This window comes from Acinetobacter sp. GFQ9D191M, from assembly GCF_011174875.1.
In the GTDB taxonomy this organism is placed as follows: Bacteria; Pseudomonadota; Gammaproteobacteria; order Pseudomonadales; family Moraxellaceae; genus Acinetobacter.
The window spans coordinates 17819-31117 of sequence record NZ_JAALGV010000017.1 but is presented as its reverse complement, the minus strand read 5'-3'; the positions used below and the strand labels follow the sequence as shown (position 1 = coordinate 31117).

Genomic DNA, 13299 nt, shown 5'->3' with positions numbered 1-13299 from the left:
AGCGTCAGATTAAATCTTACAAGTAATACAGCTTCTTATTGTTAAGTTTGATAAACGGTCAATCGAACCCATTACACCCTGATAAAACCAACCATTAAATCAGGAACAAAGCTCCTAAAAAATATGAATTATTCAGAAGTTAGATTTAAAAAAGCAAAAATCCCCAATATGGGGATTGATTTGCATTACTGGCTCATCCTTTAAGGAGATCTTGGAAATTGCGCTACAGGAGATGGATTGTTGTAGTTTTCTAATAAGCCCAGATTCACCTTGTCCAGATTAATCTGTAGTTGAAGACCGCGTCCTGGTTGCATGCTGCTGCTTCGATCGATCCCGACATTCTCCAGCAGTGTATACAGCCCCTGGGTTGGATCACCAGATTGTAAGCCCTGGGCAATGGTCATCACATACTGTTGCAGTGCAGGTGACAGTAAACTCAAATCTGGAGCTTGGGTCGGCTTAATATCGAGATTTGCCAGCACATTTGGATTGACCATGAAATTTTCTGCATCTTTGGTTCCCCGGATTACCTGATGCTGTAAGGCAAGACGATTGGCTTCATTCTCAATAAATGGAACATAGCCAGTCTCATTACTCATTTCAGGTTCAGCCATAATGGTCATCGTAGGCAAGGTAAGCACCGGTTTCTGTTCTTCCGCATGCACTGCTATGCTAAATGTACCTAACAGAGCCCCAAATAAAGATGTTTTTAGACTATTCATGGGCTTTCCCCTACTTCAAATTTCACAACCTGAATGCCTTCATCGGTTGCTAAAGTCTGTATTTAATTTAATTATCTATTAGATTACCTTGATTATTTAGAGAACTCATTCTTGCTCAGATGAATGGCAAAACAAGTTAATTCTTAGGCTGAATCAAAAATCACAGGCGAAAAAAAACCTCAAACAATGTTTGAGGTTTTTTCGAATATGGTGGCGAGACCCAGGATCGAACTGGGGACACACGGATTTTCAATCCGTTGCTCTACCAACTGAGCTATCACGCCGATGCGGTGTATTAAGCCGTATCTGGACACATTAGTCAATCGAAATTATGAAAAAAAAGATTGAGTGTCTGAATTTTGGCCTAAAAAAAATCCCTGATGGGATCAGGGATTGAAAACTTTAAAACCGTTTTGAATATGGTGGCGAGACCCAGGATCGAACTGGGGACACACGGATTTTCAATCCGTTGCTCTACCAACTGAGCTATCACGCCGATGTCGCGTATTAAACAGTTTCAGCTCTTAATCGTCAAGTACATAACGTATAAAATTCATCAAATGTTTACTTTTCCATCGATTTGCATATTTATACAGCAATATTTTCAATATTCTCAGCAAATACCTGACTAATAAAACAAATTGAATCCGGTATTTATAAAAAAAGCAGCCCGAAGGCTGCTTGAAATTTATCTGTATTTAAATTTTTTCAAGATTTGCCAGACAACGGTGAATGGCTCCGCATCCCGGTACGAATGCTTTTACTCCTTTTTCCTCTTCCATACAGCATGCCTCACTCACCAGCCTTTCTGCAACCCCGCGTCCACGGTTGGCCGGATGCACCACAATATTTTCCAGGGTCCGGCTTTCGCCTTGTCCCGTGCACCAGATGGCGCCGATGATTTTGGTGTTAAATTCTGCGGTATAAAGTAAGGTATACTGTGCAAGGTTTTGCTCTAGATGTTCAATGGCATCTGCCCCATCACTAAATTCAGGGCTAGTGTCATACAGTCGCTCAAGCTGGCTGCGCACTTCGTCGTTTTCTAGAGAAGTATAAGCATGTACGGTAATAGGCATTGATAAACCCTCCTGAGCAATCTAATATGCGGTGACGTCGTCACGGCGAAAATATTTTCTACATCAATCATTTTGACGTATTTGAGGAACGTGTCTATGACAGATCGTATCAGTGAAGTGGTAAGAAATACCAACGAAACCAAAATTCGAGTTCGTTTGAACCTCGATGGTACTGGTCAAGGCACTTTAAACACTGGTATTCCATTTTTAGATCATATGATTGATCAAATCAAGCGACATGGTCTGTTTGATATTGATATTCATTGTGATGGAGATCTGGAAATTGATGACCATCATACCGTAGAAGACTGTGGTATTACCTTAGGTCAAGCCTTCGCTCAGGCTTTGGGTGATAAAAAGGGCCTACGCCGTTATGGACACTTCTATGCGCCGCTTGATGAATCTTTAAGCCGTGTCGTGGTGGATCTGTCTGGCCGTCCGGGTCTGTTTATGGACATTCCATTTACCCGTGCCATGATTGGCCGTTTTGATGTAGACCTGTTTTCTGAGTTTTTCCAGGGCTTTGTCAACCACTCGCTGATGACTGTACACATTGACAACCTGAAAGGTAAAAACAGTCACCACCAGATCGAAAGTGTATTTAAGGCATTTGCCCGTGCACTGCGTATGGCATGTGAAGTTGATCCACGTGCTGCGAATACTGTTGCTTCAACCAAAGGTACCTTGTAATGACCCGTATTGCCCTTCTTGACTATGGCATGGGAAACCTACACTCAGCAGCCAAAGCACTTGAACACGTCGGTGCAACGGTAGATGTGACTAATGATCCAAAACTGATTGCCCAAGCCGACAAAATCGTTTTTCCGGGTGTGGGTGCAATGCGTGACTGCATGCAAGGCATGCATGAAGCCGGAATTGATGAAGTGGTACGTAATGCCGTGTTTAACAAACCGGTATTGGCCATCTGTGTCGGTATGCAGGCCCTGATGCAACGCTCTGAAGAAAATGGCGGTGCGGATGCACTGGGCATTTTTGCAGGTGAAGTGAAACACTTCCCGGAAATGGCAGGTTTAAAAGTACCGCATATGGGCTGGAACCAGGTACATCAGGCCGATCCAAGCCATCCAATGTGGAAAGACATTGCTCAGGATGCACGTTTCTATTTCGTGCACAGTTACTATGTGGAACCACAAGATCCAAGCATCGTGGCAGCGACCTGTAACTATGGTATTGATTTCTGTACTGCCCTGCATAAAGACAACCTGTTTGCGACCCAGTTCCATCCGGAAAAGAGCCATACTGCAGGCCTTCAATTGCTAAAAAACTTTGTGGATTGGAATATCTAATCCAATACATTTAAAAAGCTCGCATCATGCGGGCTTTTTTATGGGCTACAGCTTAAAATTTTATTTTTGAAAAATAATTCACATCCAAGCTTCCTTCTCTAAGGTATGCTCTATTCAACCTGAATATTCATCAATGGAAGATGCTTTAATCATGGATACCCAGCTTAACGATATTCTGCCGAGTAAAGAGGCAATAGCGACTTTTCCACCTTTTCAAAATATCGCGCCTGAAAATATTGCGGTGATTAACAGCATTCAGCAATGTGAAGCTCTACGCGAAGAACTTGAGCAGATCGCGGTCTTTGGTCTGGACACTGAGTCCAAACCGACCTTCAAGGTCGGTGAAGTGTCCACTGGTCCGCATCTGATTCAGCTGGCCACTCTGGAAAAGGCCTACCTGTTTCAAATGAATGCTGCCATTTGGGATTTTCTGAAACCGATTTTTGCCAATCGAGACCAGATTAAAGTTGGTTTTGGCCTGAAAAATGATGCGCATCTTTTCCGTAAAAGAGGCATTGAGCTGAACAGTGTGATTGAACTGTCAAAGTGCTTTGGTGCGTTCGGCATTAAAAATCCTCTTGGATTAAAAAATGCGATGGCTTTGCTATTTCAGGTGAATTTTCCTAAATCGAAACGGGTTACGACATCGAACTGGGCGAAAAAACATCTCAGTCAGGCACAGATTGAATATGCGGCTGCAGATGCCTATGCACCTTTACTGGTCTTTGAAGAATTGCTGCACCGTGGCTTGGGACCCAAGGAAGTTCCCAATACTTCACTAAAATTGAAAATTCGCCCGCATTCAAAAATTTGAACAAACAGAAGATCAGTTTTCTAGCGAAATATCATTTTGATATCAGACTCCCTCAGGAGTATTGGAATAAATAAAAAAATTGAAGAATAAAATCCTGTCATTCCAGCATATCTTCAGACAGGTTTTCTTTTTTCATACCGTTTAAGAGTTAGAAATTTCGACTTTATTTGCTAAGATGAACTCACTGTAATTCATTCTAAAGATTGAGCAAGGAGCGAAAGCATGCTGATCATCCCTGCAATTGACCTGAAAGATGGCAAATGTGTCCGTTTAAAACAAGGTCGTATGGAAGACGATACCGTATTTTCTGACGATCCGGTGGCAACAGCACAGCATTGGGTAAATGAAGGCGCTCGCCGCTTGCATTTAGTAGATTTAAATGGTGCTTTCGCAGGTACACCTATTCATAAGCCAGTGGTAGAAGCCATTGCCAAATCACAGCCAGAATTGCCTATCCAGATTGGTGGCGGGATCCGCTCACTGGAAACTATCGAGCATTATCTGGAAGCAGGTGTATCTTTTGTGATTATTGGTACAAAAGCAGTGCAAAATCCTGAATTTGTAGAAGAAGCATGCAAAAAATTTGCAGGCCATATTATTGTGGGTATCGATGCCATGAACGGCATGGTGGCAACGGATGGCTGGGCGAATGTGACTGATGTAAAAGCGACTGATCTGGCAAAACGTTTTGCGGATGCAGGCGTGTCTAGTATTGTTTATACCGATATTGCTCGTGATGGCATGATGCAGGGTGTCAACATCGAACAAACCGTACATCTGGCACAATATTCAGGTCTGCCTGTGATTGCTTCAGGTGGCGTAACCAATATGGATGATGTACGTAACCTGAAAGATCAGCCTGGCATTTTAGGTGCGATTACCGGTCGTGCGATCTATGAAGGCACTTTAAATCTGCGTGAAGCACAATTATTGCTGGATGAACAAGAAGCGCTATAATAGCATCTGCTGAAAAAGAGGTCTGTGGACCTCTTTTTTTATTGTTCAATTTTTTGATCCTCTCTCCCATGTCGACATCTGTTTCCCAAACACCCTCTACCTGGAGGACGAAAGTTCCTCAACTTGCTCTGATCCTGATTACCATCATCTGGGGTGGCAGTTTTATTACCGTACAATATGGCCTGAATTTCAGTAGTCCGGTGATCTTTGTCGGATTACGTTTTGCAGCAGCGGCAATTGCCGTAACTATGCTGTCCCTGAAGCACTTGAAAGGCATGACACTTAAAGAAGTGGCAGCGGGTGCCATCATCGGGGCTGTAATTGCAATCGGTTATGGAACCCAAACGGTGGGCTTGCAAACGATTAGTAGCAGTGAATCGGCCTTTCTGACTGCGCTGTATGTTCCCTTAGTGCCGCTACTGCTATGGCTACTGTTCCGTAAAAAACCATATTTCATGACCTGGGTCGGTGCCCTGTTTGCCTTTCTCGGTCTGGTGTTTTTAACCGGTAATGGCTTTGGTGCCATCCAGCTGAATTTTGGTCAGGCGCTGACTTTGCTCGGCTCGATTGCCATTGCGCTTGAGATTATTTTTATCAGTCATTTTGCTCCGAAGGTGAATACCCGGCGTGTCACCGTGCTACAACTCATTTTTGCCTCGCTATTTTGTTTTCTGATGGCACCGATACTGGGTGAATCTCAGTTACCTGGCTTCCACTGGCATCTGGCAGGTATTTTGGTCGGTCTCGGTATCGCCAGTGCCTGTATTCAGCTGGTGATGAACTGGGCACAGGAAATGGTAGATCCTTCTCAAGCTGCGATCATTTATGCCGGTGAACCGATCTGGGCAAGTTTATTTGGACATATGGCGGGAGAACGCTTACCTGCTTTAGCACTTATGGGAGGCTTAATGGTCGTACTTGGAGTAATTGCCAGCGAATGGAAACCAAAATTTTTCAGAAAAGAAAAAATAGAAGAGTTGAAGGAAGATCTTTCCTAAGCTTATGAGCTCCCCCTCTTAGAAAAGGGGGAGTTTTTTATCTAGAGAAATATAGCTAATCTTATTTGGTATACATCGGTCGATTGTCATTCAGACGCATAATGCCGCGAATCGCGCGATAGACAATCCAGATCCAGGAAACAAAGACCACAACCAGACAGAAAGTAGATGCACCAAAAGCGACGCCTGCAAACAGGTCCGGATCTTCATGGGTAAAGAACAGGAATAGGAACGGCACAAAGGCTACAATATTCCAGAATAGATACCACCAGAAACTGCGGATTTGCCAGGTAAAGTGGCTTTCAAAAATCGAGCCTCGTACATCCGAGCGCTTCATATAGTTAATAATCAGTGCAATCACTGCCAGCAAGCCACCACTAAAAATGGCCACGATATATAAGATATAAAGAATCAGGGTTAGCGTGCGATTTGAGTCTTTATCAATTGAATAGTTCATCTACGCTCCTGTGGTTGTTTCTAGATATTCAGGCTGTTAAAGGGAGAAATCAGCCATATAATCAAAATGATGTTAAAAGCTATAGTACAAAAATAAATTTGCCGGAAGGGTTGTTTTTGTGTTTTATGACGTAATTTTTGCTGTGCCAGCCAGGCTGCCGGCCACCCTCCTAGAAATGCCACCAGATGCAGGGTATTTTCTGGAATACGGCGATTGCCCAATTGTGCCGCTTCCTTATCCTGGGCATACAGCCAGTAACTGAGGACATTCATCAGGCTCACCAGTAACAGGATCATTCCACTCAACAATCCGGCTAAACTGAGTCCCGCCAGTACCAAAATATAGGCCACAGAAGCAACCTGCATCGGCTGTAGTTTTTCTGGCTGGCTTCGGCCTGATGTTTTAGTTTTTACTTTTGCCGTTTTGGTTTGCGATGCTTTCAGGTACATAACCTGCTGGGCACGATAACGTCCCTGCTCGTCCAGAATCACCAGATACTCCAGCGCACAACCAACAATCGGCCGTGGACCGGGACGGGCAAAATCCTTGATATGCAAAAACACGCGATCTTTGGCCGGATCATTAGGCTGAATAAAGCCATAGCCTTTGTCATCAAACCATTCCACTAAACGTCCCTGATCGCGCATTTTGCCTGTTCCTGTTTATTCTAAATTTAAGCTGTCACGAATTTTAAACGTTCAATCAGCATGTTACGCATCTCTTCCGGATTTTTTTGCAAGATATCTTCACCGGTACGACCTTCAGCTGCATTTTTCTGTGCCACTTGTAAACGCATCATCCAGAAACGGCCCGCAGCCATCGCTAGGTAAAGCTCCAGACATGATTTTTCATCTGCAGTTAAAGGACGAACAGTTTCATAGGCTTTTAAAAAGGCATTGGCCTTTTCTTCATTTAAAGTAACTTCCGGATAATTGGTACAGAAGTCATTTAAAGTAATCGCGATATCAAACAGGAATTCATCTTTATTCAGTTCATAAAAGTCCAGAATTCCTTTCAGCTGATCACCCTCAAACAGGGTATTGTCACGAAACAGATCCGAATGGATAAAGCCACGTGGACGATCCGGATAAACTGCGGTTAAAGCTTCATACAAGCCCAGAAGTTTACCCAGTAAGACTTTATCTGCTGCGTTCAGACTCGGTTTAATTTCCTGTGCTACGTTATACCAGTAGGCATGGTCACGGACAAAGGCACGCTCAAGTTTAAAATCTTTCAGTGCGACATGCATTTTGGCCTGAGCAATGGCAATCGCTTCCGCCTGCGCAACGGTAGATGGCATCGGATGCTCGCCCATCATGCGTGGTGCAATTTGTGCCGGCTTATTTTTTAGCGTATGAATGGCTTTGCCTGAATGGGATAAAGGCACCGGTACGGCCAGACCTGCCTGCCCCAGATGCTGCAAAACCGGCACCATTTCTCCGGCGGCCTGTTCATCCATATCTTCAAAAACGGTCAGCACATATTGCTGGTTTTCGCAGACCAGAAAATAGTTTGTATTCTGGATACCTCCTTGAATGGGAATCAGATCAATCACCTCAAGTCCATAAGGTGCTGCGAAATCCTGAACTTCCTTTAAAGTCAAAGTGGTATAAACCGACATAGAAAACCTGCGAAAAAACTTACATATTTTTGCTAGAATACCGTTTCCATCTACCAAGGTGTAGCGCTTGCGTGGGTGAGTTTCATAATCGGCTGTAATAATTGGAAAAATTTATGCTAGCTAAACGTATTATTCCTTGTCTGGACGTCGACAACGGTCGCGTAGTCAAGGGTGTTCAGTTCCTTGATATTCGTGATGCGGGTGACCCGGTAGAAGTGGCACGCCGTTATAATGAACAAGGTGCCGATGAAATTACTTTCCTTGATATTACCGCTACACATCATGGACGCGACACCACTTACCGTACCGTTGAGCGTATGGCTGAATCTGTATTCGTACCGCTTACCGTAGGCGGTGGCGTGCGTAAAGTCGAAGATATTCGTCTACTATTAAATGCAGGTGCGGATAAAGTCAGTATTAACTCGGCAGCAGTCTTCAACCCTGAGTTTGTACAGGAAGCCTCACAGCGTTTTGGTGCGCAATGTATCGTAGTAGCGATTGATGCCAAAAAAACTGGCGAGAATAAATGGGAAATCTTTACCCACGGCGGACGCAAACCGACTGGTATTGATGCACTGGAATGGGCAGAGAAAATGGCCAGCTATGGCGCAGGTGAACTGTTAATTACTTCCATGGATGCCGATGGCACCAAAGCAGGTTATGACATTCCCCTCATGCGCGCCATCAATGACCGCGTCACTGTGCCAACGATTGCTTCAGGTGGCGTAGGCAATTTGCAGCATCTGGCTGACGGGATTATCCATGGTGGTGCCGATGCAGTACTTGCCGCCTCTATTTTCCACTTTGGCCAGCATACCATTCCTGAGGCCAAGGCTTATCTAGCTGATCAAGGTATTGAAATGCGTCTTTAAACGACAGCCTTCAAATGAAAAAGAGCGTGAATATCACGCTCTTTTTTTATGCATTATTCTTAGAAATCATTTAAATTCTGGACAAAAAAAAGGAGTCTTGCGACTCCCTATAAAAACCAAGAAGAACTACAGCACTTGGTATCTTTGACATTTACAATATAACTCAATCTGTATGCAGGTTGATAAGACTTTCAATCATCAACAGACGCAAATATAGGTGATATCCTGAGCACAATATTGACAATATATGCAGAATTTATTGACAAATCACGACAGGGCTAACCAAAGTGAGAAATGGTTAACATTTTATGTGGCAGATTACTCGAATTTTAAGTTATTTAATCACGATCTTTAGCCCATTTAGCCGGGAAATAACGCTGGGTTAAGTGGGTTAAGCGCGTAGAGATCTGTTCCGGCAAGACAATACCAAGGGGATTTTTTTCCTGTAAATCTGCTGAGGAAATCACCCGGGTTCCCATCAAATAATCAAACCAGGGCTTGGTTACACACCAGTTGGCGTCTTGGTTACTATTCATATGGTGATCATAATGCCAGGGAATTTTTTTTCTGGCCCATTCTGGCTCCAGATGTGCTCGCCGATGCATATAGAAATAATTGCCTGCACTATACAGCGTGGCCAAAAACATACCTTTGGACAAGGGATAAAAAGCCAGCCCGAATACGCTTGCTGCGACGGCCAGTGAACCGATTTCATTGCGGATTCGCCAGTTTTTCAAACCTTCCACATAGGCATAATCAGAAAATCTGGTCTTGCGAACTTCACGATGATGTTCCCAATGTGAACGCATGCTGTCCGGCACTGGGCTATAACGCGTCTGCCCTGCTCGATGCGTACCATGCAGCACATATTTATGCGCAAACCATTCAAAGCCATTGGCTACGACCAGTCCTGCTAGAAAGCCTTTCCACATGATCTTTTCCTCCCTGTTTGTTTACACTATAGGTCAAACAAAGGGCTAGATATTGACCGATAATTTCAATATCATTGACAAAAAACGACAGAACAAAAGAATTAAAAAATGCACGTTCCCCAAGATTATGTCGGTTCGGTATATGGTGGTTTAGGACATTTGCTTTTGGACTATTACCAGCTCAAACAACTGGACATCCCCAAGAAATTATTTGCGATCCAGAACCTGGAGCGTTTTGATTATATTCTCTGGCGCGATCTGCTCAGCCAGCTGGACCAGGAGTTGCAGCGGCCGGCACTCGGCCTGGAAATCGCGCAACTGGTGCAGGCCAAACATCTGGGTATTATTGGCTATCTGGCATTATCCAGTGAAACGCTGGGCGAAGCCTTTATGCGTTATCATGACTATCATCGCCTGATCTATGATGGCAGTCCTTTACAGGTCAGTCTGGATCGAGATTACCTGTCCATTTCCTGGAGCGAGATTCCGTTTAAAGTGAGTACGCAACTCACAGATGAGATTGCTATCGCGCTCATGACAGAATTTATTCGCTCAAGCATTCTTGACCAGCATCAACTGCATCTGCATGAAGTCCATTTTCAACATCCGGTCAATAAAAATATTGCGGTCTATGAACAGTATTTCCGCTGCAAGGTCCGTTTTGGTCAGGCCAGAAACCAGGTACTGATTCCTGTGAGTGAAATGTCTACGCCTTTAAAGAAAGGCGATCAGACCTTACAGAAATTACTGATGCAACAGGCAGAAGCGGTGCTGGAAAAACTCCCGAACTCCACTCAGATTGATCAACGCTTGCAACAGGCGATTCTGGTGGGTCTGCAGAAAAATATGTTCCAGATTGAACATATCGCCAAACAGATGAATTTTTCTGTACGTCAGCTACAACGTTACCTGCAAAAACAGGGCCAGACCTATCAGCAGCGTATGCAGGAAATCCGCTGCATGATGGCCATGCAATATCTGAAAGATCCTCATCTGAGTCTGCAGGAAATCAGCATGCTGCTTGGCTATTCTGAGCAGAGCGCATTTCAGCGTGCCTTCAAGCAGTGGACGGCTCAGACCCCACAACAATGGCGCTCAGAATACCTGGAAACCCAGGTGCAGGAAAAATTTCTGGACTATCCTGCTACTGCAGAGATTAATGTCCCATATCAGATTTAAAAATTTGAATAAAATAAAAAAGCTCCTCATTAAAGAAGCTTTTTTCTAGCCGGAATAGTGATTTAAGAAATTTCTATAAAAATGGATTTTCAATTTCATCTGCATCATTGCGTTCAATTTTTTCTGGCAGATCCGGTGTTTCTTCGAGCTGCTGCACAATATCATTTAACAGTGCCTGCAAGACTTTGGCTGCCTTGAGACCAGCCTGGTCTTTGGTAATTTGCAGATTGCCATACAGACTGACACAGTCCAGATCATTCTCAACTGTCAGATCATGAATCGCATGCGATTCGGTTCCATTTTCAAATGCTTTAAACATTAATTTCTACTCTGTTTTATTATTTTTACTCACCTGTCTTCAGCATGCTACCTGAAGCCTGCTTTTTACAGCAAGCTCCTTTTCACTATTTCAGCAGCTGCAGGATGTATTGCAACAAGGCCTCAATCAGCTGTTTAACAATCGTATCCTGAGTATCATGATCGATCCCGCTCTTATTAACTGATGAGCTGGTATTGCTTGTACTGGCCGAACTTGAAGCCGACGGTTTGAACTCACGCTGCAGTTTTTCCAGATCTTCTTTCGGCACATCTTCAGCACACTGGCTTTCTGCATCCCAATTCGAATAGGCAATTTTCTGGTTGGCCTTCACAGCATTTGCAGTCAACGGCAGATGATAGGTATTGCGTTTCTGTTCTTCAGTTAACTGAGGAAACAGGTTAATGCCAAGCTGCTCTTCCAGATAGCAGACACTGACAATGCGAACCTTGAGCGAATTATCATTAGGTGCATAGTAGGCACCAATGGCACCAGTTTTCGGCATGTAGATCGCTTTGTACACGGCAGTTGGTACAATTACACCCTTGCCAATAGTTTTCAGCTTTTTGGCAGCAAAGACTGGCCCGGTCACTACATACACGTCCTGCTTCTGCTTGGTCACAATTGCTCGGGTCGCTTCTTCCAGCTCGCGCCAGACCTGCTGATTGTTCTTTGGTGCCTGCGGGACCATATTGGCCAGCGAGAAACTGTCAGACTGTGCAGCTTTATTTGGCATATCCGCATTTGGCGCCATATGGCCTCGGTCATAGCCTGAACCCCGGTAGTCAGCCAAAGTCGCACGATGAGCAGCATTTAGTCGTGTTTCTTCATGGAAGTTGTCTTCACGTGGAATTTTCTGGCTCAGACGCTTCGGTGTTAAGGCCTCCGCCACCCAAAGTGGCGTTTTGGATACCCCAGAATAACCCACATTAAAGCCATTAAAACACAGTGAATAACTGTCTTTTTTCAGGCTGTCTTTCATTAAGTAAGGCGGGATGTCCCGGTAAAACTGTTCCAGACAGCTCGAATTCGATGTAGACGGCAGAGAAATCCACTGACTGATTTTTTCCTGGCCAAACGCAATCGCGAAACTCCCGGAAGCGACCATTGCCAGGATCACTTTCACGCTATTTTCATTAAAAAACTGAAAAACTGAATTCTTCGACTTACGCTGCTTCTTTGCCATGCTACACGTGCTTTTAAGATCAAAATCGGGGGTTTTGCGAGCTTAACAAGCCATGTATATGAAGTATATCTTACCCTCTTTATTTGCCTAATAATTACACAATCCACCCCTATATTCTTAAATCTTGTAACAAAGTGTCGTTTTTTTAGTGAGCTTTCAGCGCGGTTTTTTAACCTTTAAGTAGCTTTGATTGTGACCTCGTCTTGAGTGTGCAAAGCTATCTGACTACTCAAATTACGTACAATTATTAGCAATGGAGTTAATTTATGAATTCCAAACTATCTAAGTTATTAGGTCTCGGAATATTTACAAGTGTGATCAGTGTCGGCGCATTCGCTGAGCCTCCTGTACAAGCGGGTGAAACACTTGAAAGCTTATCTAAAGCTAAAATTAGTACCACTGTAAATGGTCAGCAAGCCTCACTGGAAAGCCTGGTGAACTCTGGACAGATCCGTCTGGTAAACCAGCCAATGTCTGCACCTGCTCAGCCAGGCCAGCAGCCACAACAATCAATGCCAAATCAGCCAATGCCAACACCAGGCATGCCTGATGCACCTGTTGCACAACCAGAAATGCCGGATACCAATCCAGCTCCAGCCAATCTTGAGTCTGAACCAGCAGCCCCTGCTACAGAACAGGAAATGACTATGGGTGAAGCTGTAGAGCAACCAGCTCTTGAAGAACAGCAAGCTGCTGCACCTGAAGCGGCTGCGATGACTGAGCAAACTGAAATTGCAGTAGAAGCTGAAGCTGATCCTGCGGTAGATGCACCTTTAAACGCAGCCCCTGAAATGCCGGTTGAGACAGAAGCAACAGAACAATAATTTGTTATAAAGCTTTCTAAATTCTCTTCCCTAAAAAA

The 13299-nt window shown here is 44.1% G+C and carries 16 protein-coding genes and 2 tRNA genes; 8 read left to right on the top strand and 10 right to left on the bottom strand.

Going from position 1 to position 13299, the window contains the following annotated elements:
- Window positions 1–200: 200 nt before the first annotated feature.
- From G5T77_RS03220 to G5T77_RS03205, 4 genes are all read right to left on the bottom strand, one after another.
- On the bottom strand, window positions 201–722 hold the full coding sequence (locus G5T77_RS03220) for a hypothetical protein (RefSeq protein WP_166136839.1): 522 nt from the start codon (window positions 720–722) through the stop codon (window positions 201–203).
- Between the two features lie 208 nt (window positions 723–930).
- Window positions 931–1006: transfer RNA gene (locus G5T77_RS03215), tRNA-Phe, on the bottom strand.
- Window positions 1007–1142: 136 nt separating this feature from the next.
- A tRNA-Phe gene (locus G5T77_RS03210) sits at window positions 1143–1218 on the bottom strand.
- Between the two features lie 202 nt (window positions 1219–1420).
- Window positions 1421–1798, bottom strand: coding sequence for a GNAT family N-acetyltransferase (locus G5T77_RS03205; RefSeq protein ID WP_166136842.1), 378 nt, complete (start codon window positions 1796–1798; stop codon window positions 1421–1423).
- 96 nt (window positions 1799–1894) lie between these two features.
- Between G5T77_RS03205 and hisB the strand changes: the two genes are divergently transcribed.
- The 5 genes from hisB (at window position 1895) to G5T77_RS03180 (ending at window position 5874) form a co-directional block, all read left to right on the top strand.
- On the top strand, window positions 1895–2488 hold the full coding sequence (gene hisB, locus G5T77_RS03200) for an imidazoleglycerol-phosphate dehydratase HisB (protein WP_005232589.1): 594 nt from the start codon (window positions 1895–1897) through the stop codon (window positions 2486–2488).
- On the top strand, window positions 2488–3105 hold the full coding sequence (gene hisH / locus G5T77_RS03195) for an imidazole glycerol phosphate synthase subunit HisH (protein ID WP_004781601.1): 618 nt from the start codon (window positions 2488–2490) through the stop codon (window positions 3103–3105). The genes hisB and hisH overlap by 1 nt, the downstream gene beginning before the upstream one ends.
- Before the next feature lie 151 nt (window positions 3106–3256).
- The gene (locus G5T77_RS03190) at window positions 3257–3919 is read left to right on the top strand and encodes a 3'-5' exonuclease (RefSeq protein WP_166136879.1); all 663 of its coding nucleotides are present in this window, start codon (window positions 3257–3259) and stop codon (window positions 3917–3919) included.
- 222 nt (window positions 3920–4141) lie between these two features.
- On the top strand, window positions 4142–4876 hold the full coding sequence (gene hisA / locus G5T77_RS03185; RefSeq protein ID WP_005232592.1) for a 1-(5-phosphoribosyl)-5-[(5-phosphoribosylamino)methylideneamino]imidazole-4-carboxamide isomerase: 735 nt from the start codon (window positions 4142–4144) through the stop codon (window positions 4874–4876).
- Window positions 4877–4944: 68 nt separating this feature from the next.
- Entirely contained in the window at window positions 4945–5874 is a 930-nt protein-coding gene (locus tag G5T77_RS03180) for a DMT family transporter (protein WP_166136846.1), read from the top strand.
- Window positions 5875–5935: 61 nt separating this feature from the next.
- Here G5T77_RS03180 and G5T77_RS03175 read toward each other — a convergent pair whose 3' ends face one another.
- The 3 genes from G5T77_RS03175 to G5T77_RS03165 are packed head-to-tail and all read right to left on the bottom strand — an operon-like array spanning window position 5936 to window position 7952.
- Window positions 5936–6331, bottom strand: coding sequence for a membrane protein (locus G5T77_RS03175; protein ID WP_034702680.1), 396 nt, complete (start codon window positions 6329–6331; stop codon window positions 5936–5938).
- A 20-nt stretch (window positions 6332–6351) separates the two neighbouring features.
- A complete protein-coding gene (locus tag G5T77_RS03170) occupies window positions 6352–6978 on the bottom strand; it encodes a DUF1294 domain-containing protein (RefSeq protein ID WP_166136849.1) in 627 nt (208 codons plus the stop codon).
- Window positions 6979–7004: 26 nt separating this feature from the next.
- A complete protein-coding gene (locus G5T77_RS03165) occupies window positions 7005–7952 on the bottom strand; it encodes a homoserine kinase (RefSeq protein WP_166136852.1) in 948 nt (315 codons plus the stop codon).
- A 113-nt stretch (window positions 7953–8065) separates the two neighbouring features.
- Here G5T77_RS03165 and hisF point away from each other — a divergent pair, with 113 nt between their 5' ends.
- Window positions 8066–8824 carry an imidazole glycerol phosphate synthase subunit HisF gene (hisF, locus tag G5T77_RS03160; protein WP_166136855.1) on the top strand — a complete coding sequence of 253 codons (759 nt, stop codon included), beginning with the start codon at window positions 8066–8068 and terminating at the stop codon, window positions 8822–8824.
- A 338-nt stretch (window positions 8825–9162) separates the two neighbouring features.
- Here hisF and G5T77_RS03155 read toward each other — a convergent pair whose 3' ends face one another.
- Window positions 9163–9756, bottom strand: coding sequence for a hypothetical protein (locus G5T77_RS03155; RefSeq protein ID WP_004781587.1), 594 nt, complete (start codon window positions 9754–9756; stop codon window positions 9163–9165).
- A 108-nt stretch (window positions 9757–9864) separates the two neighbouring features.
- On the opposite strand from G5T77_RS03155, the gene G5T77_RS03150 reads away from it, so the two are divergent.
- Complete coding sequence (locus G5T77_RS03150; RefSeq protein ID WP_034170209.1) at window positions 9865–10935, top strand: AraC family transcriptional regulator; 1071 nt, start codon at window positions 9865–9867, stop codon at window positions 10933–10935.
- 73 nt (window positions 10936–11008) lie between these two features.
- Here the strand turns inward: G5T77_RS03150 and G5T77_RS03145 are convergent, their stop codons facing one another.
- On the bottom strand, window positions 11009–11254 hold the full coding sequence (locus tag G5T77_RS03145; RefSeq protein ID WP_004781584.1) for a hypothetical protein: 246 nt from the start codon (window positions 11252–11254) through the stop codon (window positions 11009–11011).
- Window positions 11255–11339: 85 nt separating this feature from the next.
- On the bottom strand, window positions 11340–12437 hold the full coding sequence (locus tag G5T77_RS03140; RefSeq protein WP_166136858.1) for a DNA/RNA non-specific endonuclease: 1098 nt from the start codon (window positions 12435–12437) through the stop codon (window positions 11340–11342).
- Between the two features lie 266 nt (window positions 12438–12703).
- On the opposite strand from G5T77_RS03140, the gene G5T77_RS03135 reads away from it, so the two are divergent.
- Complete coding sequence (locus G5T77_RS03135) at window positions 12704–13261, top strand: hypothetical protein (protein ID WP_166136861.1); 558 nt, start codon at window positions 12704–12706, stop codon at window positions 13259–13261.
- The last annotated feature ends 38 nt before the right edge of the window (window positions 13262–13299 follow it).

What these genes read in the sequence shown, in the direction of transcription:
- G5T77_RS03205 (WP_166136842.1), bottom strand. Translation starts at nt 1,798, where the DNA reads ATGCCTATTACCGTACATGCTTATACTTCTCTAGAAAACGACGAAGTG.
- G5T77_RS03190 (WP_166136879.1), top strand. Translation starts at nt 3,257, where the DNA reads ATGGATACCCAGCTTAACGATATTCTGCCGAGTAAAGAGGCAATAGCG.
- hisF (WP_166136855.1), top strand. Translation starts at nt 8,066, where the DNA reads ATGCTAGCTAAACGTATTATTCCTTGTCTGGACGTCGACAACGGTCGC.
- G5T77_RS03155 (WP_004781587.1), bottom strand. Translation starts at nt 9,756, where the DNA reads ATGTGGAAAGGCTTTCTAGCAGGACTGGTCGTAGCCAATGGCTTTGAA.
- G5T77_RS03145 (WP_004781584.1), bottom strand. Translation starts at nt 11,254, where the DNA reads ATGTTTAAAGCATTTGAAAATGGAACCGAATCGCATGCGATTCATGAT.
- hisH (WP_004781601.1), top strand. Translation starts at nt 2,488, where the DNA reads ATGACCCGTATTGCCCTTCTTGACTATGGCATGGGAAACCTACACTCA.
- G5T77_RS03180 (WP_166136846.1), top strand. Translation starts at nt 4,945, where the DNA reads ATGTCGACATCTGTTTCCCAAACACCCTCTACCTGGAGGACGAAAGTT.
- G5T77_RS03140 (WP_166136858.1), bottom strand. Translation starts at nt 12,437, where the DNA reads ATGGCAAAGAAGCAGCGTAAGTCGAAGAATTCAGTTTTTCAGTTTTTT.
- G5T77_RS03220 (WP_166136839.1), bottom strand. Translation starts at nt 722, where the DNA reads ATGAATAGTCTAAAAACATCTTTATTTGGGGCTCTGTTAGGTACATTT.
- G5T77_RS03135 (WP_166136861.1), top strand. Translation starts at nt 12,704, where the DNA reads ATGAATTCCAAACTATCTAAGTTATTAGGTCTCGGAATATTTACAAGT.
- G5T77_RS03165 (WP_166136852.1), bottom strand. Translation starts at nt 7,952, where the DNA reads ATGTCGGTTTATACCACTTTGACTTTAAAGGAAGTTCAGGATTTCGCA.
- G5T77_RS03150 (WP_034170209.1), top strand. Translation starts at nt 9,865, where the DNA reads ATGCACGTTCCCCAAGATTATGTCGGTTCGGTATATGGTGGTTTAGGA.
- hisA (WP_005232592.1), top strand. Translation starts at nt 4,142, where the DNA reads ATGCTGATCATCCCTGCAATTGACCTGAAAGATGGCAAATGTGTCCGT.
- hisB (WP_005232589.1), top strand. Translation starts at nt 1,895, where the DNA reads ATGACAGATCGTATCAGTGAAGTGGTAAGAAATACCAACGAAACCAAA.
- G5T77_RS03175 (WP_034702680.1), bottom strand. Translation starts at nt 6,331, where the DNA reads ATGAACTATTCAATTGATAAAGACTCAAATCGCACGCTAACCCTGATT.
- G5T77_RS03170 (WP_166136849.1), bottom strand. Translation starts at nt 6,978, where the DNA reads ATGCGCGATCAGGGACGTTTAGTGGAATGGTTTGATGACAAAGGCTAT.